Origin of the sequence: Pseudidiomarina planktonica (assembly GCF_900177775.1) — a bacterium.
Classification (GTDB): Bacteria; Pseudomonadota; Gammaproteobacteria; order Enterobacterales; family Alteromonadaceae; genus Pseudidiomarina; species Pseudidiomarina planktonica.
This window is the reverse complement of record NZ_FXWH01000001.1, coordinates 1,033,866-1,058,158: the sequence shown is the minus strand read 5'-3', so window position 1 is coordinate 1,058,158 and position 24,293 is coordinate 1,033,866. Positions and strand designations below refer to the sequence as shown.

21 protein-coding genes are annotated in these 24,293 nt (G+C 49.4%); 16 read left to right on the top strand and 5 right to left on the bottom strand.

All coding sequences use genetic code 11. From position 1 onward, the window contains the following. Positions 1-15: 15 nt before the first annotated feature. Positions 16-1,173, bottom strand: a complete 1,158-nt coding sequence (locus CCE91_RS04970; RefSeq protein ID WP_086434122.1) for an acyl-CoA dehydrogenase family protein — start codon at positions 1,171-1,173, stop codon at positions 16-18. 13 nt (positions 1,174-1,186) lie between these two features. Next, positions 1,187-2,698 carry a CoA-acylating methylmalonate-semialdehyde dehydrogenase gene (locus tag CCE91_RS04965; RefSeq protein ID WP_086434121.1) on the bottom strand — a complete coding sequence of 504 codons (1,512 nt, stop codon included), beginning with the start codon at positions 2,696-2,698 and terminating at the stop codon, positions 1,187-1,189. A 124-nt stretch (positions 2,699-2,822) separates the two neighbouring features. Between CCE91_RS04965 and CCE91_RS04960 the strand changes: the two genes are divergently transcribed. Then, a complete protein-coding gene (locus CCE91_RS04960; RefSeq protein ID WP_234996260.1) occupies positions 2,823-3,779 on the top strand; it encodes an AraC family transcriptional regulator in 957 nt (318 codons plus the stop codon). Between the two features lie 3 nt (positions 3,780-3,782). Continuing rightward, positions 3,783-4,640, top strand: coding sequence for an EamA family transporter (locus CCE91_RS04955; protein ID WP_086434120.1), 858 nt, complete (start codon positions 3,783-3,785; stop codon positions 4,638-4,640). Positions 4,641-4,646: 6 nt separating this feature from the next. On the opposite strand, the gene CCE91_RS04950 is transcribed toward CCE91_RS04955, so the two are convergent. Further along, positions 4,647-5,825, bottom strand: a complete 1,179-nt coding sequence (locus CCE91_RS04950; protein ID WP_086434119.1) for an acetyl-CoA C-acyltransferase — start codon at positions 5,823-5,825, stop codon at positions 4,647-4,649. Positions 5,826-6,000: 175 nt separating this feature from the next. Here CCE91_RS04950 and CCE91_RS04945 point away from each other — a divergent pair, with 175 nt between their 5' ends. The 11 genes from CCE91_RS04945 to rcsF all read left to right on the top strand — a co-directional run bounded on the left by CCE91_RS04945 (position 6,001) and on the right by rcsF (position 19,990). Continuing rightward, positions 6,001-6,408 carry a MerR family transcriptional regulator gene (locus CCE91_RS04945; RefSeq protein ID WP_086434837.1) on the top strand — a complete coding sequence of 136 codons (408 nt, stop codon included), beginning with the start codon at positions 6,001-6,003 and terminating at the stop codon, positions 6,406-6,408. Positions 6,409-6,410: 2 nt separating this feature from the next. Next, positions 6,411-7,580, top strand: coding sequence for an isovaleryl-CoA dehydrogenase (locus CCE91_RS04940; protein ID WP_086434118.1), 1,170 nt, complete (start codon positions 6,411-6,413; stop codon positions 7,578-7,580). Positions 7,581-7,615: 35 nt separating this feature from the next. Continuing rightward, a complete protein-coding gene (locus tag CCE91_RS04935) occupies positions 7,616-9,223 on the top strand; it encodes a carboxyl transferase domain-containing protein (RefSeq protein WP_086434117.1) in 1,608 nt (535 codons plus the stop codon). A 14-nt stretch (positions 9,224-9,237) separates the two neighbouring features. After that, positions 9,238-10,020 (top strand): enoyl-CoA hydratase-related protein, encoded by a 783-nt coding sequence (locus tag CCE91_RS04930; RefSeq protein ID WP_086434116.1) that lies wholly within the window; start codon positions 9,238-9,240, stop codon positions 10,018-10,020. Positions 10,021-10,023: 3 nt separating this feature from the next. Further along, on the top strand, positions 10,024-12,021 hold the full coding sequence (locus CCE91_RS04925) for an acetyl/propionyl/methylcrotonyl-CoA carboxylase subunit alpha (protein WP_086434115.1): 1,998 nt from the start codon (positions 10,024-10,026) through the stop codon (positions 12,019-12,021). Beyond that, complete coding sequence (locus tag CCE91_RS04920; RefSeq protein WP_086434114.1) at positions 12,021-12,932, top strand: hydroxymethylglutaryl-CoA lyase; 912 nt, start codon at positions 12,021-12,023, stop codon at positions 12,930-12,932. Before CCE91_RS04925 ends, CCE91_RS04920 begins: the two co-directional genes overlap by 1 nt. Before the next feature lie 7 nt (positions 12,933-12,939). Then, a complete protein-coding gene (locus CCE91_RS04915) occupies positions 12,940-14,892 on the top strand; it encodes an acetoacetate--CoA ligase (protein ID WP_086434113.1) in 1,953 nt (650 codons plus the stop codon). A 158-nt stretch (positions 14,893-15,050) separates the two neighbouring features. Continuing rightward, the gene (locus CCE91_RS04910; RefSeq protein WP_086434836.1) at positions 15,051-17,270 is read left to right on the top strand and encodes a putative bifunctional diguanylate cyclase/phosphodiesterase; all 2,220 of its coding nucleotides are present in this window, start codon (positions 15,051-15,053) and stop codon (positions 17,268-17,270) included. A gap of 24 nt (positions 17,271-17,294) precedes the next feature. Further along, complete coding sequence (locus CCE91_RS04905; RefSeq protein ID WP_086434112.1) at positions 17,295-18,944, top strand: electron transfer flavoprotein-ubiquinone oxidoreductase; 1,650 nt, start codon at positions 17,295-17,297, stop codon at positions 18,942-18,944. 213 nt (positions 18,945-19,157) lie between these two features. After that, on the top strand, positions 19,158-19,571 hold the full coding sequence (locus CCE91_RS04900; protein ID WP_086434111.1) for an H-NS family histone-like protein: 414 nt from the start codon (positions 19,158-19,160) through the stop codon (positions 19,569-19,571). A 98-nt stretch (positions 19,572-19,669) separates the two neighbouring features. Then, positions 19,670-19,990: an Rcs stress response system protein RcsF gene (rcsF, locus tag CCE91_RS04895; RefSeq protein ID WP_157984132.1), complete on the top strand. Its 321-nt coding sequence runs from the start codon at positions 19,670-19,672 to the stop codon at positions 19,988-19,990. 7 nt (positions 19,991-19,997) lie between these two features. On the opposite strand, the gene CCE91_RS04890 is transcribed toward rcsF, so the two are convergent. After that, the gene (locus CCE91_RS04890; RefSeq protein ID WP_086434109.1) at positions 19,998-20,645 is read right to left on the bottom strand and encodes a hypothetical protein; all 648 of its coding nucleotides are present in this window, start codon (positions 20,643-20,645) and stop codon (positions 19,998-20,000) included. A gap of 218 nt (positions 20,646-20,863) precedes the next feature. Between CCE91_RS04890 and tsaA the strand changes: the two genes are divergently transcribed. Together tsaA and CCE91_RS04880 are read left to right on the top strand one after the other, a co-directional pair. Then, positions 20,864-21,559, top strand: coding sequence for a tRNA (N6-threonylcarbamoyladenosine(37)-N6)-methyltransferase TrmO (gene tsaA, locus CCE91_RS04885; protein WP_086434108.1), 696 nt, complete (start codon positions 20,864-20,866; stop codon positions 21,557-21,559). A 64-nt stretch (positions 21,560-21,623) separates the two neighbouring features. Further along, entirely contained in the window at positions 21,624-23,330 is a 1,707-nt protein-coding gene (locus tag CCE91_RS04880; RefSeq protein ID WP_086434107.1) for a proline--tRNA ligase, read from the top strand. A gap of 27 nt (positions 23,331-23,357) precedes the next feature. On the opposite strand, the gene gpt is transcribed toward CCE91_RS04880, so the two are convergent. Then, positions 23,358-23,843: a xanthine phosphoribosyltransferase gene (gpt, locus tag CCE91_RS04875; RefSeq protein WP_086434106.1), complete on the bottom strand. Its 486-nt coding sequence runs from the start codon at positions 23,841-23,843 to the stop codon at positions 23,358-23,360. Positions 23,844-23,952: 109 nt separating this feature from the next. Between gpt and CCE91_RS04870 the strand changes: the two genes are divergently transcribed. Continuing rightward, a complete protein-coding gene (locus tag CCE91_RS04870; protein ID WP_086434105.1) occupies positions 23,953-24,273 on the top strand; it encodes a 2Fe-2S iron-sulfur cluster-binding protein in 321 nt (106 codons plus the stop codon). Positions 24,274-24,293 lie beyond the last annotated feature (20 nt).

Below are 24,293 nucleotides of genomic sequence, written 5' to 3'. Positions count from 1 at the left end.
TGCATGAGCTCCTTATTAAAGAATTTCGCGGTCCATGTCACTTAACAAGCGACGACCAATGATGACACGCATAATTTCGTTGGTGCCTTCAAGGATCTGATGCACGCGTACATCGCGCACATGACGTTCCAGCGGATATTCTTTGATGTAGCCGTAGCCACCGTGAATTTGCAGGGCTTCGTTACACACCTGGAAACCTACATCGGTAGCAAAGCGTTTTGCCATAGCGCAGTAAGTGGTTTTGTCAGCGTCGTCGCTGTCCACTTTAAAGGCCGCCAAACGCACCATCTGGCGCGCTGCAACCAATTCGGTTGCCATGTCGGCCAGCTTGAACTGCAATGCCTGAAACTGAGCAATAGGCTTACCAAACTGCTCGCGCTCCAGCATGTAATCACGTGCGGTATTCAGCGCCGCCTGGGCGGTACCTACCGAGCACACAGCAATGTTAATACGGCCGCCGTCTAAGCCCATCATGGCAAACTTAAAGCCTTCGCCCTCTTCACCCAGCAGATTTTCTGCCGGAATGCGTACATCTTCAAAAGTGACCAGGCGAGTTGGCTGCGAGTTCCAGCCCATTTTGGCTTCTTTCTTACCGTAATGAATACCTTCAGCATCGGCTGGAACCACAAAGGCTGACACGCCTTTTGGACCTGCTTCACCGGTACGCGCCATAACCACCATCACGTCGGTGCTACCAGCGCCGGAAATAAACATTTTAGAGCCGTTCAGCACATAGCTGTCACCGTCTTTTTTTGCCGACGTACGCAGGTTGGCAGCATCTGAACCAGCACCAGGCTCGGTTAAACAATAAGAACCCAGCTTTTCACCTGTTACCAACTCCGGCACCCACTTTTCGGCTACTTCCGCTTTAGCAAACGAGCCAATCATCCAGCTCACCATGTTGTGAATGGTCATCATGGCGGTGGTTGAAGTACAGCCCATGGCTAACTGTTCAAAAATCAGCGCTGAGTCTAAGCGGCTCATGCCGAAGCCTCCAGCGTCTTCCGGGGTATACATACCCATAAAGCCCATTTCACCGGCTTTCTTAAACACGTCTAGTGGGAAGTGCGCTTCTTCGTCCCACTTCGCCGCATTCGGCGCCAGCTCTTTTTCAGCAAAAGCGCGGGCGGTGTCGACAAAAGCTTGTTGATCTTCGGTTAAGTTGTAGTTCATAACTCAGCTCACCTTATTTTAAATCAATGGTCATGTTTGGCGCATTGGCATCGGCAATATCGCTTTCAAACCAGCGGGCAGTAATAGTTTTAGTTTCACTATAAAAACGCACCGCTTGCTTACCATAAGCATGCAAGTCACCGAAGAACGAACCTTTCCAACCAGTGAATGAGAAGAATGGCAGTGGTACCGGAATTGGAATGTTAATACCGACCTGACCCACTTCAATTTCGTGTTGATACTTACGCGCAGCGGCGCCGCTGGCAGTAAAGATAGAAGTACCATTACCGTATGGGTTGGCATTTACCAGCGCAATGGCGTCTTCCAGACTTTCAGATTCCATGGTGCACAGCACCGGACCGAAAATCTCCTGCTTATAAATTTCCATGTCACGGGTTACGTTACCGAATACGGTTGGGCCTACCCAGTTACCATCCGGGAAACCATCAACTGTGCAGTTACGGCCGTCAACCAACAGTTCAGCGCCTTCTTGCTCGCCCTGAGTAATGAAGTTTTCAACCCGTTGCTTGGCTTGCTGACTAATTAGCGGACCAAAACCAGCTTGCTTGTCGTTCCAGCCACCTGGTTTTACTTTGGCAATTTCAGCGGCAATTTCAGGAATCCAGTCACGCGCAGCGCCAACAAATACAGCTACCGAAATAGCCATACAACGTTGCCCTGCAGCACCCACAGAAGCACCAACTAAGTTATTAATAACCTGGCTCTTATTCGCATCTGGCATAATTACACAGTGGTTCTTCGCGCCAGCAAAGGCTTGTACACGCTTCATGTTTTCAGTACCACGGCGATAAATGTACTGACCTACCGGTACTGAGCCGACGAAAGAGATAGCACGCACAGCAGGCTCGTCCAGAATAAAGTCGACCTGATCTTTACCACCATGCAGAACCTGCAGCACGCCTTTTGGAGCGCCAGCTTCTTCAAACAATTCAACCAAACGCGTTGGCGTTAGCGGATCTTGCTCAGAAGGCTTCAGAATGAAGGTGTTACCGCAAGCAATAGACAGCGGGAACATCCACAGCGGAATCATGGCCGGGAAGTTAAACGGAGTAATACCAGCACAAACGCCCAGCGGTTGGGTGTAGCTGTAGCTGTCAATGTTACGCGCCACGTTTTCAACGGTTTCACCCATTAACAGTGACGGCACATTACAAGCATGTTCAACAACTTCAATACCACGCCACACATCGCCTTTGGCGTCGTCAAAAGTTTTACCGGTTTCGCTGGCCAGAATTTCGGCTATTTCGTCATGATGCTCTTTCAGCAATGCCTGATAGCGCAGCATAACGCGCGCTCGTTCAGATACCGGCGTTTCTTTCCAGGTTAAAAACGCTTCTTTCGCGCTGGCAACAGCAGCTTCCATTTCCGCCTGAGTGGCGCATGGAACTTCGGCAAGAACTTCCTGAGTGGCCGGGTTGGTTACCGAAATCCACTCAGCTGATTTGGACTGTACGAACTCGCCATTAATATATAGCGGTACACGTTTGATATTTTTCTGACTCATAAATCACCTGTGTTGTTGTTCTACTCAGCTGCGCTTACGTCAGCTAAATCTTTAAGACTAAAATTCATGTCGTGCATTAGAGCAGACATCGCCATGCTTTAACATTCATAAAACGGACTCTATAATGGACAAAATTGTCATTTTGGAGCCGCTATTGAGCTTGCCATCGAATTGGCCCTTGCCGGCCGGTAGTTCCCGCGTGGTGTTACCGCATGAACTAACCCAGCAACTGGCGGTACATCCGCTCGCCAGAGATTTATATCCAGTGGCATTTGGTCACTATGTCACTGCGCTTGGGCACCAAATTCAGCGCCAGCAACATACCGATTACTTACTTATATTCTGTCACGAAGGCCGCGGTTCATTTCAAACTACCCACGCCAGTGGTGATTTACAAGCTGGTCAGCTATTGCTGTTACCCAGCGGCGTTAGCCACTCTTACCAATCCAGTAACAACGAGCCATGGAGCATTTACTGGGCGCATTTTCGTGGTCACGCTGCAGCCGCATGCATGGACTATTTAGGGGTTACTCACCAACAGCCCCGCTTAACTCTGAATAACTGGCAGGCGCTACTGCCTGACGTTACCCGGTTACTTAACCTGCAGCATCAACGCCCTACCACCAGCAGCGGCATACTAGCTGCAGCATTGCTAAAACAACTGCTGGCACAGCTACCTGAACTGATACCAACGACCGGTCAGTCGCAACACGCTCAACCCGGCGGTTTTCACTTACCGGCACTGGAGCGTTTTATGACCGATAATCTGCACAAGACTCTGAGCTTAGCCGACCTAGCCAATTTTGCGGGCCTGTCGAGCCATCATTTCAGTAAAAAATTCCGGCTTAGTACCGGTACCAGCCCGTTGCGCTATTTCAATGAGCTGAAAGTTCAATACGCTTGTCGATTGCTGGACAATACCGCACAATCGGTACGTGAAATCGCTCAGGCACTCGGGTTTGATGACCCTTACTACTTTTCGCGATTGTTCAAAAAAACCATGGGTGTAGCACCGCGTTACTATCGCTCAAGCTATCATCCCCGCGCCGATACAACGAAGAACCCCGGGCAGGAGAACTAAATCATGTGGATGTTATGGCTTATTACGGCTGTTTGGGCAGCCTCGTTTTCACTTATTGGTGAATTTCTGGCTGGCCAGGTGGACAGCTACCTTGCCGTTTTTATCCGCATGTTATTAGCCCTACTACTATTTCTACCCCTGTTGCGCGTACGGCATGTGCCTTTTGCTAAGCAACTTATGCTGATGGCCATTGGCGCGGTTCAAATTGGCCTTATGTATTTATTGCTGTATCAGGCCTTTCTGTATTTAAGCGTGGCCGAAGTATTGCTCTTTACCATTTTCACACCGCTGTACGTGACTTTGGTGGACGAACTGGGTTTCCAGCGTCGCCACCTACCCTGGCAATGGTGGTTAGCAGCTGCTATTGCCGTGCTTGGCGCCGCGGTGATTCGCTACGATGGCCTTAGCAACTCATTCCTAACCGGCTTTTTATTTATTCAGGGCGCTAACCTGTGTTTTGCCGCGGGTCAGGTATTTTACAAACGCTTACCACTAGGCAGTACCCTGCAACAAACTCACACCTTTGCACTCTTCTTTGCCGGCGCTGCCTTATTAACAGGTATTGCCGCATTGCTGTTCGGTGATTTCACCGCAGCCCCAACCACGAGTTTGCAGTGGGGTATTTTAATTTGGCTAGGCTTAGGTGCATCAGGTTTAGGTTACCTGGGCTGGAACCTGGCCACTAAGTGGGTAAACACCGCACAACTGGCAACCATGAACAATATGCTTATACCGGCCGGTTTGCTGGTGAACTTCCTGTTCTGGGGACGTGACGTTAACTGGTCGCGGCTGGCAGCCGGAGCTGCCATTTTACTGTTATCCGTTTGGCTGGCGTCACGTCGACGCCAGCCGGTTCACTAAGTGTGATTAAAGCATTTCAACTGCTACGGCTACAGCTTCACCACCACCAATACAGAGTGAGGTAACACCGCGCTTTTTACCGCGTTGCTTCAAGGCGTGCAGCAAGGTTACCAACAAGCGTGCGCCACTGGCGCCAATTGGGTGGCCAAGTGCACAAGCACCGCCGTGAACGTTTACTTTGGCATGGTCGATGTCCATTTCACGCATGGCCAGCATAGTAACCATGGCAAAGGCTTCATTGATTTCCCACAAATCTACGTCGTCTTTTTGCCAGTCAATTTTCTTCAACAACTTCTGCATCGCGCCAACTGGTGCAATAGTAAACTCAGCTGGTGCTTGTGAATGAGTGCTATGGCCAACAATACGGGCCAGCGGCTGTAAGCCTTTGGCTTTGGCTTCGCTTTCACGCATCAATACCACCGCAGCGGCGCCGTCTGAAATGGAGCTTGAGTTGGCGGCGGTAATAGTACCGTCTTTCTTAAAGGCTGCGCGTAAGCTTGGAATTTTTTCCGGCTGAGCTTTACCTGGTTGCTCATCAACACTCACAGTAACCTCGCCTTTGCGCGTGCTGTAGGTAACTTCGGTAATTTCTTCGTCGAATAAGCCGTCTTTAATGGCGGCTTGTGCCCGGCGCAGTGATTCTAATGCAAACTCATCCATAGCTTCGCGATCAATACCGTACTCATCGGCGGTAGCCTGAGCATAAGTACCCATAGCCTGGTTTTCGTAGGCGTCTTCAAGCCCGTCCATCATCATGTGATCTAATACCTGACCATGACCCATGCGATAGCCGCTACGAGCTTTCGGCAACAGATAAGGAGCGTTCGACATACTTTCCATACCACCAGCCATAACCACACCGGCTGAGCCAGCAATAATCAAATCGTGACCAAACATGGCAGCTTTCAAACCTGAGCCACATACTTTATTAATAGTAGTAGCGCCAGTGCCGCGCGGTAGCCCTGCGTGCAACATAGCCTGCCGAGCTGGTGCCTGACCTAAGCCCGCCGGTAGCACATTACCCATAATGACTTCCTGCACGTCTTCCGGCTTCAGGCCACTGCGCGATAATGCCGCTTTAATTGCAGCCGCACCTAAATCCGGCGCACTAACATCACTTAACGCGCCCTGAAAACCACCCATTGGGGTTCTGGCGGCACTAACTATTACAATTGCATCACTCATGAGAGCTCCTTTAATTAAGTCATTAACCTAAAACAGAGTCAGGCGGCCAACGGCTATTTTTCCGTAAGCTCTTGCTGTAAGCACTAGATTCCACTTTACGTTAACGTAAGATACTTTACGCTGGCGTCAACTTGATCTAAGCTTAGCTCCCGAACCGTTACTAATGCAAGCGCAAATGAACCAAATAACCACATTTTCAATCGGCGAACTGGCACGGGAATTTGACATTACCACCCGTAGTATTCGCTTCTATGAAGACCAGGGACTGCTGGCTCCGGCCCGGCATGGTCAAACGCGTTTATATACCAACCGCGACAAAGTGCGGTTAAAGCTGATTCTGCGCGGCAAACGTTTAGGTTTCTCACTAGCCGAAACCAAACGCCTATTCGATTTGTATGATGCTGATAGCAGCAGCGAATCACAGTTACACAAAATTTTGGAGCTGATAGACGAGAAGAAAGTTTCGTTGAAGCAGCAATTAGAAGACATCAAAGTGCTGTTGGTGGAACTTAGCAACTTAGAAGATCGCTGTCGCGATGAGTTGCTGGAAGTTACTGCCAATACAACCACAGTTCAGGAGTAGTCATGATTAACCACTTTTCTTCGCTCAATTTCGGATTAGGCGAAACCGCAACTATGATCCGCGAGTCAGTAAACGCATTTGCCCGTGACGAAATCGCTCCGCGCGCTGCAGAAATTGATGAAAAAAATGAATTCCCAAATGAGCTGTGGCGTAAGCTTGGTGATTTAGGTGTGCTGGGCATGACGGTTCCCGAAGAGTTCGGTGGTTCCGGCTTAGGGTATCTTGAGCATGTGATTGCCATGGAAGAAATCAGCCGTGCCTCGGCTTCGGTTGGCTTAAGCTACGGCGCGCACTCTAACCTGTGTGTAAACCAGATTGCGCGTAACGGTAACCAACAGCAGAAAGAAAAGTACCTGCCGAAACTGTGCAGCGGCGAACACGTTGGTGCTTTGGCTATGAGCGAACCGAATGCCGGCTCTGACGTGGTTGCGATGAAACTAAAAGCCAAGCGCGACGGTGACCACTTCATTTTGAACGGTAATAAAATGTGGATTACCAACGGTCCTGATGCACACGTACTGGTGGTTTACGCAAAAACGAATCCTGAGAAAAACTCGCGCGGCATTACCGCGTTTATTATCGAGAAAGACTTCCCGGGCTTCTCAACCGCTCAGAAGCTGGACAAACTGGGCATGCGTGGCTCGAACACCTGTGAACTAGTATTCGACGATTGCCGGGTACCCGTTGAAAATGTACTGGGTGAGATCGACAATGGTGTGGAAGTACTGATGAGCGGTCTGGATTACGAGCGCGCCGTATTGGCTGCTGGCCCACTGGGTATTATGCAGGCCTGTTTAGACGTTTGTGTGCCTTACGTGCACGACCGTAAGCAATTTGGCAAAGCCATTGGTGAGTTCCAACTGGTACAGGGTAAATTAGCTGACATGTATACCGGCACTAACGCAGCCCGTGCTTATGTGTATGCGGTAGCCCAGTCCTGCGACCGTGGTGAAACCACCCGTAAAGACGCAGCCGGTGCTATTTTGTATGCAGCCGAGCTTGCCACTAAGCTGGCCTTAGACGCCATTCAGCTATTAGGCGGTAACGGTTACATTAATGAATACCCTACCGGTCGTTTGTTACGTGATGCCAAACTGTATGAAATCGGTGCTGGTACCTCTGAAATTCGTCGTATGCTGATTGGTCGTGAATTGTTCACTGAGTCCAACTAAGCTGAGCTAGTCAATCAACCTGGAAGGAGTTGCTTGTGGCCGTGTTCACCAGCAAGATCAATACCAAAGACGAAACCTATGTAGCTAACCATAAGGCCATGAGTGCCGCGGTAGCTGAGGTTTCAGAAAAAACCGAACAAATAAAACAAGGTGGCGGCGAGAAATATCAACAGCGCCACCTGGCGCGCGGCAAATTACTTGCCCGCCAACGCATTGATAAATTATTAGATGCTGGCTCACCCTTTCTGGAAATTGGCCAGTTTGCCGCCTGGGAATGTTACGACGACTATGTACCTGCCGCTGGCGTAGTAGCAGGTATAGGTCAGGTTGAAGGTGTGCAATGCATGGTGGTGGCGAATGACGCCACCGTAAAAGGCGGAACTTATTATCCGCTAACGGTTAAAAAGCACCTGCGCGCACAAGAAATTGCTGAGCGCTGTCACTTACCTTGTATTTATCTGGTTGATTCCGGTGGTGCTAACCTGCCCCGTCAGGACGAAGTATTCCCTGACCGTGATCACTTCGGCCGGATCTTCTTTAACCAGGCCAATATGTCGGCCAAAGGTATTCCACAAATAGCTGTGGTTATGGGTTTGTGTACCGCCGGTGGTGCTTATGTACCAGCCATGGCCGACGAAAGCATTATCGTAAAAGAGCAAGGCACTATCTTCTTAGCCGGACCACCGCTGGTGAAAGCGGCTACAGGTGAAGAAGTGAGCGCCGAAGAGCTTGGTGGTGCCGATGTACACACGCGTATTTCCGGTGTTGCTGACCATTTCGCCATGAATGACGAACACGCACTGGCATTAGCGCGTCGTTCTGTTGCTCGGTTAAATCACGAACCAGCCAATCCGGTGCGTCAGCACGAGGTGAAACCACCCCGCTACGCCGCCGATGAAATTTACGGCATTGTGGGTACCGACTTGCGTAAGCCTTACGACGTACGTGAAGTGATTGCCCGTGTGGTAGACGACTCTGACTTTGATGAGTTTAAACAGAATTACGGCAACACTCTGGTAACCGGCTTTGCCCGCATTCACGGCTATCCGGTTGGTATTATTGCCAATAACGGTATTTTGTTCTCGGAGTCGGCCCAAAAAGGTGCCCACTTTATTGAGCTTTGTGCCCAGCGCAAAATTCCATTGGTATTCTTGCAAAACATTACTGGCTTTATGGTTGGTAAAAAGTACGAAGCCGAAGGTATTGCCAAGCACGGCGCCAAAATGGTGACCGCCGTAAGTTGTGCCAAAGTACCTAAGTTTACCGTACTTATTGGTGGCAGCTACGGTGCTGGTAACTACGGCATGTGTGGCCGGGCGTATGATCCAACCCTAATGTTTATGTGGCCGAATGCGCGCATTTCAGTCATGGGTGGTGAGCAAGCTGCTGGCGTAATGGCACAGGTAACCAAAGACAACTTAGCCCGCAAAGGCGAAGAGCTTAGTGCCGACGACGAAGCCAAGCTAAAAGAGCCAATAGTTGAGCAGTATGACAAGCAAGGGCATCCGTTCTATGCGTCAGGTCGCCTGTGGGACGACGGCATTATTGATCCGGCCAACACCCGTGAAGTGCTGGGCCTGAGTATTGCCGCCGCCATGAATGCACCTATTGAAGACACACGCTTTGGCGTGTTCCGCATGTAAGCAGGAGCAAAGCTGTGACTGAATTTACGACCTTAGATATTGCCGAGAACGGCGTGGCGCGACTCACCATGAATCGCCCCGACGTTCACAATGCATTTAACGATGCCATGATTGCCGAGTTACTGCAGAAGCTGGCTCAGGTTGATCAACATCCGCGCGCCCGCGTGTTGGTGCTGCAGGCCAACGGCAAAAGCTTTTCTGCTGGTGCCGACTTAAACTGGATGCGTTCGATGGCCGAGAAAGATCGGGCCGAGAACGTTGCCGATGCCAGTCAGCTCTCGCTGTTAATGCAACGTTTGGATGAGCTCAGTAAACCGACTTTTTGTCTGGTGCAAGGCGCTGCTTTTGGCGGTGCGGTGGGGCTTGCTGCCTGCTGTGATATAGCCCTGGCCACACCACGTGCAAGCTTTTGCCTGAGCGAAGTGAAAATTGGCCTGATTCCGGCCGTTATCAGCCCCTACGTTATTCGCGCTATGGGCGTACGTCAGGCACGTCGTTATATGCTTACGGCTGAACGTTTTGATGCTGAAACCGCACGAGCCTGTGGTTTAATTCACACAGTTGCCGACGATTTAGAAGAAGCACTAGCGCCGCTGCTGGACGCTATTCTGGCGAATGGCCCGGCGGCATTACAGGCGTGTAAAACATTGATAGCACAAGTGGGACTACAGCCCATTACTGCCACCGTACGGCAAACCACCATTGAACACATTGCCGACATTCGCGTGTCCGCAGAAGGACAAGAAGGCCTGGCTGCTTTTTTAGAAAAGCGCAGCGCCAACTGGAGCCGGGGTTAACCTATGTTAAATAAAGTTCTTATTGCGAATCGGGGCGAAATCGCCTGCCGTATTATTAGTACAGCGCAACGACTGGGCATTGCCACAGTTGCTGTTTATTCCGATGCTGACCGTCAGGCTCGCCACGTAAAAATGGCCGATGAAGCGGTTTATATTGGTGCGTCGCCAAGTGCCGAAAGCTACCTGGTAATAGAAAAAATTATTGCCGCTGCCAAGCAAACCGGCGCGCAGGCTATTCACCCGGGCTACGGCTTTTTGTCGGAAAACGAAACCTTTGCTGACGCCTGTGCCGACAACAACCTTATTTTTGTTGGCCCACCGGTAAATGCTATTGCCGCTATGGGCTCTAAAAGCGCCGCTAAAGCCATTATGGGCGAAGCAGACGTACCTTTAGTGCCTGGCTACCACGGCTCTGACCAAGACCCTGAGTTTTTAGCGCAAGAAGCCGAAAAAATTGGCTTCCCGGTGCTATTGAAAGCAGCCTACGGTGGTGGCGGTAAAGGCATGCGTATTGTTGAAGCCGCGAACGAGTTTCACGATGCACTGGCCTCGGCCAAACGTGAAGCCAAAGCGTCGTTTAACAACGACCGTATGCTGATTGAGAAATTCATTCGTCATCCGCGTCACGTTGAAATTCAGGTGTTCGCTGACGAGCACGGTAATGCCGTGTATTTAGCCGAGCGCGATTGCTCAGTACAGCGTCGCCACCAGAAAGTAGTAGAAGAAGCACCGGCACCAGCGGTTACCGAAGCTACCCGGGTTGCTATGGGTGAAGCTGCAGTTCGTGCCGCCCAGGCCATTGATTACGTTGGTGCTGGTACGGTGGAGTTCCTGCTGGATCGCGACAACAATTTCTACTTTATGGAAATGAATACGCGCCTGCAGGTAGAGCACCCGGTTACCGAAATGATTACCGGTCTGGATTTAGTGGAATGGCAACTGCGTGTAGCCGACGGCGAACCACTGCCACTGGCACAAAATGACGTAAAAATTCACGGCCATGCGTTTGAAGCCCGTATTTATGCGGAAGATCCAGACAATGAGTTCTTACCTTGCACCGGTGTACTAAAACACTTACGTCCACCGGAAACCGGTGAGCATGTGCGCGTCGACACCGGTGTTTTAGAGGGTGATGAAGTAACCGCCTTTTATGACCCTATGATTGCCAAACTGATTGTTTGGGGTGAAGACCGCACTATTGCATTGCGCCGTCTTAACCGCGCCATAGACGCTTACCGTATTGCTGGTTTGCGTACGAACATTGATTTCCTGCGTCGCATTTGTCGCCATCCCCAGTTCCAGCAAGCGGAACTAAGCACGCAGTTTATTGAACACCATGAAGACACCCTGTTTGCTGACCAAGGTGCGGCCCAGGCCGATGACGCCGCGGTTGCTGCACTGGCTATTATTGCTGGTTTGCAGAAGCCAGCATCAAGCAACCCCTGGCAAAGTGGTTCGGCACTGCGTTTAAACCAGCCGGCTACCTACCAGTTCAGCTTGCAAACCACCACGTCAGATGAGCCGTTTCAGGTCACTTTTTACCAGCACAGTGCCACTCAACCGGGTATCTGGATTGAGCAACGTGACGACACTGAGTACCACTGGCAGGTTAGCAGCCATGATGATCAATTAACGGTAACCCGTAACGGTGCCCAGCGTAAGCTGTTCGCTCATGTTGACAGTCATAGCGTAAGCTTATTCGATCAGCACGCCACGCTTAACTTCCAGCGCGAGCGCATTGCCGATACATTGAACGAAGACACCGCGCAGGGTAGCCTTACCGCACCTATGAACGGTACTGTAATTGAAGTATTGGTGAAGTCAGGCGACAACGTTGAAAAGGATCAGGCGGTGTTGATTATGGAAGCCATGAAAATGGAATACACCATTCGCGCACCACACGCTGGTGAAGTTACTGACACTTATTACAGTGCCGGTGATTTGGTTAGCGACGGCGCCGAGCTATTAACCATAGTGGCGGCCGAAGAAGCGGAGGCATAATGGCATTACCCGAACGCGTTAAAATTGTTGAGGTAGGCCCTCGCGACGGCTTGCAGAACGAGCAAGCGGTGCCTTTGGCCGCCAAAATTGCCTTAGTCGATGCACTCAGTAACAGCGGCTTGGACTATATCGAAACCGGCGCCTTTGTGAGCCCCAAGTGGGTTCCGCAAATGGCGGCCAGTGGTGAGGTATTTGCAGGCATTCAGCGCCAGTCGGGTATTACCTATGCCGCCTTAACACCCAACTTAAAAGGCTTCGAAGCAGCTATGGCTGCCGGTGCTGACGAAGTAGCTATATTTGGTGCAGCCTCCGAGGCGTTTAGCCAGCGCAATATCAATTGCAGCATTGCCGAAAGCCTGGACCGTTTCGCACCAGTGCTGGAAGCAGCCAAAGCCCGTAACATTCAGGTTCGTGGCTATGTATCCTGCGTGCTAGGTTGCCCTTACCAAGGCGAAGTACCACTGGAAGATGTGGTCTTTGTGGCGCGCAAGCTTCACGAAATGGGCTGTTATGAAGTGTCGCTGGGCGACACTATTGGCGTTGGCACACCGCTGCATGCACAGCGCATGCTCAGCGATGTTGCCGATCAGGTTCCTATAGAACAGCTCGCCTTACACTTTCACAATACCTACGGTCAGGCACTCGCCAACATCGCCAGTTGCTTACCGCTGGGCGTAGCCACCATTGATAGTGCCGTAGCTGGCTTGGGCGGTTGCCCGTACGCCAAAGGTGCCAGTGGTAATGTGGCCAGCGAAGACGTGCTCTACATGCTACAAGGCATGGGCATAGAAACCGGCGTGAATTTGGATGCCTTAGTACAAGCTGGTGCAGCCATTTGTGAACATTTACAGCATTCCCCGCGCTCACAAGTAGCACTGGCGGAATTAGCTAAGCAGCAAACAACAGGATAGCGCGTTCATGACTACTTCAAGCAATGCGATGATGTGGCAACCTTCAGCAGACACAATTGCGGATGCCCGCATGACCGATTTCCTTCAACACATTGATAAATCCTACGACTTGGGCTTAGCCAACTACGCGGACTTGCACCAATGGTCGGTGCAACATAAAGAAGACTTCTGGTCACAGGTTTGGGATTACTTTGATGTTGTTGGCGACAAGGGCAAAACCATTCTGGAGAATGGCGATAAAATGCCCGGCGCCAACTGGTTCCCGCAAGCCAAACTGAATTTTGCGGAGAATTTACTACGCCACAAAGACGAGCACTTAGCCCTGATATTTCGCGGTGAAAACGGTACTCGCCAACAACTAACTTATGCCGAGCTTTATGGCGAAGTTGCAGCCTTAGCCGCCAGTTTCCGGGCGCATGGCGTGCAAGCCGGCGATCGTATTGCCGGCATGCTGCCAAATTGCATTGAAACTGTGGTTGCTATGCTGGCCACTACTAGCATTGGCGCTATCTGGTCGTCGTGCTCGCCTGACTTTGGCGTGCAAGGCGTGCTGGATCGGTTCGGTCAAATTGAACCTAAGCTTTTTATTACCGTGGATGGCTATTTTTACAATGGTAAAACCATTGATTTAGCAGACAAAACGGCAGCTATTTTAGAGTCGATTGAGAGCATTGAACAAACTCTGGTAGTGAACTTTACCGGCAATTACCAAGGCTCTGAGCAGAGCAACATGCATGCCTGGCAGGAGTTTCTAGACGCCGACGCCACCAGCATCGATTTTGCGCCAATGAACTTTAACGATCCGCTGTATATTATGTTCAGTTCGGGCACCACCGGGGTACCTAAGTGCATAGTGCACGGCATTGGTGGCACTCTGCTTCAGCATTACAAAGAACATGGTTTACACACCGATTTAGATCGTGACGACACCCTGTTTTACTTCACCACCTGCGGCTGGATGATGTGGAACTGGCTAGTGTCAGGACTAGCATTAGGTGCCACTCTGGTGTTATTCGATGGTTCTCCGTTTGCACCTAAACCAGAAGTACTTTGGGACATTGCTGACGAAGAAGACATTAGTGTGTTCGGCACCAGCGCAAAATATTTGTCAGCCTTAGAAAAAGCCGGCGTAAAGCCAGCTGAAAGCCACCAGTTAGAATCCCTAAGAGCGCTGTTAACAACAGGATCCGTGCTTCCACCGGAAAGCTTCGACTACGTATACCGCGACATTAAGCAAGATGTCTGCTTGTCGTCGATTTCCGGTGGCACCGACATCGTTTCCTGCTTTGCCTTAGGCTGCCCTATTCTGCCGGTTTACCGCGGTGAGCTGCAGTGTCGGGGACTTGGTCTGGCAGTTGACATTTTTGACGACAACGGCAACCCGGTACGCCAGCAGAAAGGCGAACTTGTTTGTACCCAAAGCTTCCCTTGTATGCCTATTGGCTTTTGGAACGATGCCGACGGCGAACGCTATTACAACGCCTACTTTGCTCGCTTCGATAATATCTGGGCGCATGGTGACTATGCCGAGCTAACCGAACACAACGGTGTCATTATCTATGGTCGCTCCGACGCAGTGCTTAACCCGGGTGGCGTGCGTATTGGTACGGCTGAAATTTATCGGCAAGTGGAAAAAGTAGATGCCGTATTAGAAAGCATTGCGGTAGGCCAGCAACACGACGACGATGAGCGAGTAGTGTTATTTGTGAAGCTGCGCGACGGCATTCAACTGAACGAAGAACTACAACAAGAAATCCGCCGCACTATCCGCGCCAATGCGACGCCCCGCCATGTTCCGGCAGTAATTGCGCAAGTTGATGATATTCCTAGAACTATTAGTGGAAAAATTGTTGAACTTGCAGTGCGCCAGGTCATTCATGGGGAAACCGTTAAAAATACCGACGCATTAGCCAACCCCGAGGCGTTGGAGTTGTTCAAAAATAGAACTGAACTCGCATAACAATGCAGTTTTTTGCCGATTTTATCTGTTCCAGTGGTGCGAAACCCTTGCACCACTGGGATGAATCGGTAATTATGGTTCCCATATAATAATTATAAAATTCAGCGCTGATGTTACACTGTGACCGCGGCGCTAACTCAATGGTACAGAACAAGCTTATGAGAAACCTCTCGGGATCGAGACAAGCTATTATTGCGGCCATCGTAGGAACGGCGCTCACTGTTGCGTTTTTTCTGTTTTTAAAACATGAAGAAGACCAACAAATACGTCAGAACCTTGCCACTGAAGCCTTTAATATTCAGCGTGAAGTTCGCCAAAACTTAATCGCTCATGTATTTATGGCCGAATGGGTAGCCCGTGATTGGAGCAACAGCGACAAGCCACTTGAGCAACGCTGGAAAAAAGAAACCGACACTATCGCTTTGTACTATCAAAGTGTTCGCAACATGGTGTGGTTATCGCCCAAGTTGCAAGTACAACTGGTAGCGCCTGAACAAGGCAACTATTCCAAATTAAACACGACCTTCAATCAGTCACCCCTGGTGTCTGTACTGTTAGACTCTGAAGACAATAGCCACGCTATGGTAGGTCCGGCCGGCTCACTGGCGGAGCAAAAAACCGATATAGCTATGTTCGTGCGAGTGAACAATCCCGAACGACCTGGCTTCTTTGGCAGCATTATTAGCCTGCAACAGCTGTTTAATAGCATTGTACGAACCAATATTACCGAAGGCTATCAGCTGGTCATTACCGATCAGGGTAATACACTTTACGAGTTTCAGGGCGAGCAAACCCAACGCGCGAGCTGGAACACCAGCACCTCATTACAAGTACTCGGAAATGCCTGGAAGCTTGAGCTATGGCCAACGACGCAACGCCTGTCGGAGCTTCGCTCAGGTGTTCCTGTGGTCGCCCTGCTTGCTGGTCTGGTTGCCACCGGCCTGTTGACCTTTGTATTTTATGTGCTGGGAATGAGCCGTTTCCGGGCGCAAGAGCTAGCCGATACTAACCTTGATTTATATGCCGAAATTGAAGAGCGCGAGCGCGTAGAAAAGAAAATGGCCTATTTGGCCGAACACGATGGCCTAACTGATTTGGCCAATCGTAATGCGTTAATGCGCTTCTTAGAAAAGTATTGCTCCCAGTCAGCCACCAGCGACGAGCTACTGGTTGTGTTCTTTATAGACTTAGACAGATTTAAAGAAGTAAACGACGCGCTCGGTCACACAGTTGGCGACGATTTGCTAAAACGCGTGGCTCGCCGCTTAAGTAAAATCATTCCTGAAGAAGGTTATTTAGCCCGTACCGGTGGTGATGAATTTGTGCTGGCTATTCCGCATATGGAAGATCGCGAAGCGGTTGAAGGGTTAGCCAACCAATTACTGATAGCGCTCGACACTCACTTCTTTGTTGATGCCTACGAAATATTTATCTCAGGTTCCATTGGTATTGCTTATGCCAATGACGCAGGCTTCAGCGCCGAAACGCTGATACGTAATGCTGATACTGCCTTGTATCGCGCCAAAGAGAATGGCCGTAACACTTTCCGCATTTATACCAAAGACTTGCATCACGACTTAACCGAAAAATTGGAAATGTTGAAGCGGTTACGCCACGCCATTGAACAAGAAAAACTCGTGGTGTATTACCAGCCGAAAATTGATTTTAACAGTCGCCGCATTATTGGTATGGAAGCGCTGGTACGTTGGATTGAAGACGACGGCACCTTGATAGGCCCGGATCAATTTATTCCAATTGCCGAAGATACCGGTCTGATTATGCCTATTTCAGATTTCGTGATGCGCAGTGCCTTAGCGCAATTGCACGAGTGGCGTGAGCTTGGTTTCACTGATTTAACCATGGCTATTAACGTTTCCGGTAAGCAATTACACTCGCCGGACCTGGTCGATAACGTACTGGACGCTATTCGCCGTGCCAAAGTTCCGGCTAATCGCCTGGAGCTGGAGCTTACCGAACAAGTATTTATTGAGAACATTCAGTCGCATACCAACTTTATGCACTCTATTCGTGAGCACGGTATTTCGCTGGCCATTGATGACTTTGGCGTGGGCTACTCATCATTGGCTTATTTGAAGAACTTCCCGGTTACCTCACTAAAAATTGATCGCTCGTTTATTCAGGATCTTCCTGGTGACAAAGACGATGCGACTATTACTCAAACCATTATTAATCTGGCGAAAAACCTTGATATCAATATAGTTGCCGAAGGTATTGAAACCGAAGAGCAAGTAGACTTCCTGCTCGAGCGCGACTGTAATATTGGCCAGGGATTTTTATTCAGCCGCCCTCTGCCTGCAGAAGAAATCACACGCTTACTCGAGCAGTATCAAGGGCTGATACCTATTCAAATCGCCTGATAAAATTAGCAGTAGGAGCAGATGATGCAACGCGAAAGTATGGAATTTGACGTCGTTATTGTGGGTGCAGGCCCTGCCGGCCTCGCCACTGCCTGTCGATTAGGCCAGTTGGCTAAAGACAACGAGCAAGAGTTAATGATTTGCGTGGTCGAGAAAGGCTCTGAAGTTGGTGCTCATATTTTATCGGGTGCGGTATTTGAACCGCGAGCATTAAATGAACTATTTCCAAAATGGAAAGAGCTTGGTGCGCCGTTAAATACCGAAGTTACCGGTGACGACATATTTCTCTTCAATAACGCCGAAAAGGCTACACGCCTGCCGGGAATAGCCACACCGAAAACCTTTCATAACAACGGCAACTACATTGTTAGCATGGGCAACGTTTGCCGGTGGCTGGCAGAACAAGCAGAACAGCTTGGCGTAGAAATATTTCCCGGCTTCCCGGCCGCAGACATTATTTATAAAGAAGATGGCAGTGTCGGCGGTGTGATTACCGGTGACATGGGTGTTGCCGCCGATGGCGAGCAAAAAGGCAGCTTTGAACCCGGCATGGAACTACGTGCCAAATACACTATTTTTGCTGAAGGCGCGCGCGGGCATTTAGGCAAGCAACTCATTAGTAAGTTTGAGTTAGATAAAGACGCTACGCCACAACACTACGCCCTTGGTTTTAAAGAAATCTGGGATGTTCCGGCCGACCAGCATGAACCGGGTAAAGTCGTTCACTCCGCGGGCTGGCCATTAGATGACGAAGCCTCTGGTGGCGGTTACCTGTACCATGCCGAAGACGGTCAGGTGTACGTTGGCTTAATTGTTGACCTGAATTATCAAAACCCACATTTGAACCCATTTGCTGAATTTCAGCGCTATAAAACTCACCCGGAAATAGCCAAAGTATTAGCCGGAAGCAAACGCGTTAGCTATGGTGCACGCGTTATTACCAAAGGTGGTTTCCACTCGCTGCCTAAAATGACGTTCCCCGGTGGCTTATTAGTTGGTTGTGAAGCCGGAACTCTGAACTTTGCCAAAATAAAGGGTAATCATACCGCCATGAAATCGGGAATGATTGCCGCTGAAGTTCTGTTTGATGCCTTAAAAAATGAATCGGCTAATACCGAATTAAATGAATATACAGAAGCCTTCAAATCTTCCTGGATATATAAAGAACTTTACGGCTCACGCAATTTTGGACCGGCCGTTCATAAATTCGGGACATTCTGGGGTGGCGTTTATAATACTCTGGATCAAAACTTCTTTGGCGGTAAATTACCTTTTACATTCAAAGATTGGGAACCCGACCATTCGCAATTGGTAACCGTAAAAGATGCGAAGAAAATTGATTATCCGAAACCTGATAATAAATTAATGTTTGATCGTTCGTCGTCGGTTTATTTATCGAATACCAACCACGAGGAAGACCAACCTTGTCACTTAAAACTAGCGGATAAGAGTATTCCTATTCAGGTTAATTTACCCAAGTACGCTGAACCCGCGCAACGTTACTGCCCTGCCGGTGTGTACGAGGTAGTAGAAAACGATAAAGGTGAGTCGGTATTCCAAATAAATGCGCAGAACTGTATTCACTGTAAAACCTGCGATATTAAAGATCCGCAACAGAATATTACCTGGGTAACTCCAGAAGGTGGTGGCGGCCCCACTTACCCTAATATGTAAAGTTTGAAAATATGTAACAAATAAAAATAAAAGGTAGCTTCGGCTGCCTTTTTATTTGTGCGAGATATCTTCGACAAATTTAAGACAAACGACTGACTTATATTTAAGCGTTTATTAAAGTACTATTTAAAAAAATATAATTAACTAAACTAAAATTGTGTTTTAAACGTTTATTAAGCCTATCGATTGTCGAAAATTATAAAGGAAAAGAATATGAGTGACTTTACTGCAATTCTGACTCACGCCCGCCGTTTAAAAGCATCCGTTAAAGAACTTTCGCTAGATGAATTACGTGACGTTCAAGCTAAGTTAGAAAAGGTTATTACCGATCGTGAAGCCGAAGAAGCTGAGTTGCGTCGCGCGGAAGCTGAAAAAAGTAAAAAAATTGCCGAAATAAAACAAGCTATGGAAGCTGCTGGTGTTGATATTGCAGACTTTGTTGAACAAGAAGGCGTGCCTGCAACCAAGCGCAAAACGGGCACCAAACGTGCCCCGAAACCACCTAAGTATGCTATTGTCGATGCAAATGGAGAACGCGTCACCTGGACTGGTCAAGGTCGTATGCCAAATGCATTGAAAGATGCCCTCGCCAAAGGGCATAATCTGGCTACCTACCTGATCAAATAATAAAAGGGTAAACACAGAGCATGACTTTAACTGTCGTTGTACAGAGGCTGATTGCGGTTGGTCTATTAATAAGCCTTGCCGGCTGCAGCAGTCAAAATATGGGTTACGAAAGCAATCTCGATAGTGAGAATATTCGCAACTATTTTGGCAGTCGTAGCATGGACGTGATCGAGCGTGGTGAAACGGTAGCACAGCCTTATAAAGTCATCAGCATAGTTACCGGCGACAGTTGTCAGCGTTCTCGCCAGGATCCGCCGGCTTCGGCAAGCGAAGCGCGCAATCAAATGCGCGCTCAAGCCTATCAGTTTAAGGCGGATGCCATTATTTTAAGTCAGTGCTATCAGCTTCCTGCCGATAACGAGCACGTGTGCTACAGCAATTACACGTGCTTTGGTCAGGCTGTTCAATGGTTGCGCTAACCCTGAGTTAGCGCGCATCTATTGTAAAAGACACTTCACCCACACCAACATCACCGCTGATGCGCGCCGAACCATTACCGCGAGCTTCTGACTCAGAAGCAATAAACGCACGTTCAGTGGTGGCATTGGCATTGCGAATACTAGTTTCACCAATACCTGCGTTAGCAGTAATGCGGTCGTAGTCGGTACCAAACAGTGTCATTTCAATAGCACCTACGCCAACATCAATACTGGCGTCAGTAGTCCAGATTTCACCACTCACTTCCCCTACACCTAAATCGGCGTGCAGCGTACTTACGCGCGGCATATGAATAGTCCAGCGCAATTCAATGTTATCCTCATGCTCAACTTCCAGGCTAAGTGAGTCACCATTCTGGCGCGCTGATAATTCAGTTGCTTCAACGTCACCGTCTTTCCACACCGAGTCGTCATCGGCAGTAGCAACTACGCGAACGGAAATAACATCACTATCGCCCCGCACAAACTCTATGCTGCCGACACCAGATTCAACCGACAAACGAACTTCGCTCGTCACATCATATTCCGCAGTAATCACTTTCTCGCGCTCTGCTGCGGCGGCACTTAAACTTACCAAGGTAGAACCGGCGACCATAAATACGGCCATTGGCCAGACTAATCTTTTTGCTGTTGCCATTTTCTTATTCCTTCTTTTGGATTGGCTTAATTAAAAACTAAATAAGTTGTTTTGCTTTAACTTTACAAAGCAAAACCAGTGCCAATATTTTTATATATAAATATCAATAACTTAATCGAGATCGTAAAATTCAGGATAAGATTAAACTCATCAAAATAGCCTTACTCACTAATTTGTGGTGAAATTCACACATCAACTTGTTAGGAATCAAGGCTTCAATGCAGCACACCCTGGAAACTATCGGTTATGTTCAATCGCCCTATCCGGAAAAGTTCGCAGTTCCGCGCCAACCTGGGCTGGTTGATGCTGCCAAAATTTATATTGAGCTAAGCGCACCATACGACCACCCGGACACCGTTCGTGGTTTAGACGCTTTTAGCCACATTTGGGTTACTTTTATTTTCCATAAAACTCTGGCACAAGGCTGGAAGCCCCTGGTTCGCCCACCGCGATTGGGTGGCAACCAAAAAGTGGGCGTGTTTTCCACCCGCTCCAGCTTTCGCCCCAATGCCTTGGGTCTGTCGGTGGTTAAACTGGAACAAGTACTGGTAACCAAAGGCAAGGTGCGCCTGCAGGTAAGCGGCGCCGATTGGGTAAATGGTACGCCAGTAGTGGATATCAAACCCTATATACCATACGCCGATAGCATAGCCGATGCCGATGGTGCCTTTGCGGCCGCAGCGCCCACGCTGATGCCGACGCAATTTAGTCCCGCAGCGCAGCAACAACTGCAGCAGCTAACCACTAGCTATCCGCAACTCGAACAGCTCATTACCCAAGTGCTGGCGCAAGACCCTCGCCCGGCCTACAAAACGAATTCTGAGGCTGATCAGAGCTACGGCATGACGCTTTACGACCTGAATATTCGCTGGCAGGTAAAAAATGGCGAAAATCTGGTATTAAGTGTGGGCTAATGCTTTGTTGCTGGCCTTGGTACTGATAGAATTTCTGCTTAATTAAAGCATTAGCGGAGAACTCATGCGTACCAGCCAGTATTTACTGTCCACTTTAAAAGAAAACCCTGCTGACGCAGAAGTCATTAGTCACCAACTGATGTTGCGCGCCGGCATGGTTCGTAAAGTTGCCGCTGGCCTTTATACCTGGACACCAACCGGACTGCGCGTACTGCGCAAAGTTGAGCAGATAGTGCGTGAAGAAATGAACCGCGCTGGTGCTTTAGAAATTCTAATGCCGGTAGTGCAACCTGCAGATTTATGGCAGGAATCTGGCCGCTGGGACGACTACGGCCCGGAATTACTGCGCCTGCACGATCGTAACCAGCGTGACTTCGTGCTGGGCCCAACCCATGAAGAAGTTATTTCTGAGTTGGTGCGCAAGGAAGTAAGCAGCTATAAACAGTTACCGCTCAACTTGTACCAAATCCAAACCAAATTCCGTGATGAAATTCGCCCTCGCTTTGGCGTCATGCGCGCGCGTGAATTCCTGATGAAAGATGCCTACTCCTTTCACCTGGATCAAGACAGCCTGCAAGAAACGTACGATCGCATGTATGCCGCTTACTGCGCCATTTTTGAACGTTTAGGTTTGGATTACCGTCCGGTTATTGCCGACACCGGCTCTATTGGTGGCAACCATTCGCATGAGTTTCATGTACTGGCAAGTTCAGGCGAAGACGACATTGCGTTTTCAGATGCCTCAGATTACGCCGCTAACGTGGAACTAGCTGAAGCCTTAGCGCCTGCGGTTGACCGCGAAGCGTCAGGCCAGGAACTTGAGCTGGTGGATACACCTAACGCGAAGACTATTGCGGCCTTGGTAAAAGAATTCCAGCTACCTGTTGAAAAGACCGTTAAAACACTGATTGTAAAAGGCGAAGAAGACACCTTAGTTGCCTTAATTATTCGTGGTGATCACGAACTGAATGAAGTGAAGGCAGCTAAGCTCAGCGCCGTTGCCTCGCCGCTTACCTTTGCCACCGAAGAAGAAATTAAGGCTGCAGTTGGCGCCGGCCCGGGGTCGCTGGGTCCGGTGAACATGCCGCTGCCGGTAATTATTGATCGCAGCGTGTTAGTGCTAAACGATTTCGCCGCAGGCGCAAACCAGGACGGCAAGCACTACTTCGGTATTAACTGGGAACGCGACTTGCCGGTGCCGGAAGTTGCTGACTTACGCAATGTGGTTGAAGGCGACCCAAGCCCTTGTGGCACAGGTACTTTGCAGATAAAACGCGGTATTGAAGTTGGGCATATTTTCCAGCTGGGCAAAAAATACTCGGATGCCATGAAGGTAGGCGTGTTAACTGAAACCGGTAAGCACGAAAGCCTGACTATGGGTTGTTATGGGATTGGTGTGTCGCGCATTGTTGCCGCCGCCATTGAACAGAACCACGACGACCACGGTATTGTGTGGCCAAGCGCCCTGGCACCCTTCCAGGTGGTTATTATTCCAATGAACATGCACAAGTCGGTGCGCGTGCAAGAAACCGCTGAGAAGCTCTATCAGGAGCTACAGCAAGCTGGCATTGAGGTGTTGTTTGACGACCGTAAAGAACGCCCAGGTGTTATGTTCGCCGATATGGAGCTGGTGGGTATTCCACATCAAATCGTGATTGGTGAGCGCAACTTAGACGAACAGGCGGTTGAATACAAACACCGTGCTGGTGGCGACAAAGAGAAAATCGCCATTGATGCCTGTATTGATTTTATTGTCGAAAAACTGCAGTAACAACTGCCGCGCAGGCGGGCAGGAATCCTAAGATTCCTGTCCGGCTAGCGGTTCTACGTAATGTAAGTGCATGTCCCACGGAAAATGAATCCAGGTTTCCTGCTCTAAATCAGCCACGTAATCGTCAACATACTCCATGCCGCTTGGCTTCGCGTACACGGTAATGAACTTAGCTTTGGGATAACGCGCACGTAAGAACTTCAGCGTATTCCCAGTATCTACCAAATCGTCAATAACCAGAAAGCCTTCGCCGTCGTCAGTGCTGTTAGAGTCTTTCAATAAGGTAATATCGTCGCGCTGCGAGTTGTGATCGTATGAGCTCACACAAACGCTGTCGACCAAGCGCACATTCAATTCACGAGACACTATGGCTGCAGGCACTAATCCGCCCCGGCTAACCGCAATAATGCCGCGCCACTGTTCAGCGGGTAGCTGACGACGGGCAAGCTCTTTAGTGGCTCGATGTAATTCTTCCCAAGACACAAAAAATTCGCGGTTGGCGTGATATCCCATAATGTATAGCTCCTTTGCAAAACACCATTCTAACGCAATTTGAAACCCCATAAAGGCTTTTTCTATGTTAGCATTTGCGCCATAAATTATGGCAAAAAGAGACCAGACTATGCCCCGTATTATTTATATTGATGCCAGTGACAACCAATTCGAAGCCGACGTAGAAGTGGGTAGTAACGTAATGGAAGGCGCTGTTGACAACATGATTGACGGTATTTTAGGTGAGTGCGGTGGCGTGATGTCCTGTGCAACCTGTCATTGCTACGTTGACGAGAACTGGCTGGGTAAGTTACCGCCAATGAGTGAACAGGAAGAAGACATGTTGGATATGGCCATAGAGCCAAAAGATAACAGCCGTCTGAGTTGCCAGATAGAAGTAACTGAAGAGCTTGATGGTTTAGTGGTTCGGATGCCGAAATCGCAGTACTAAACAAGCTCTGGCCAATGCCG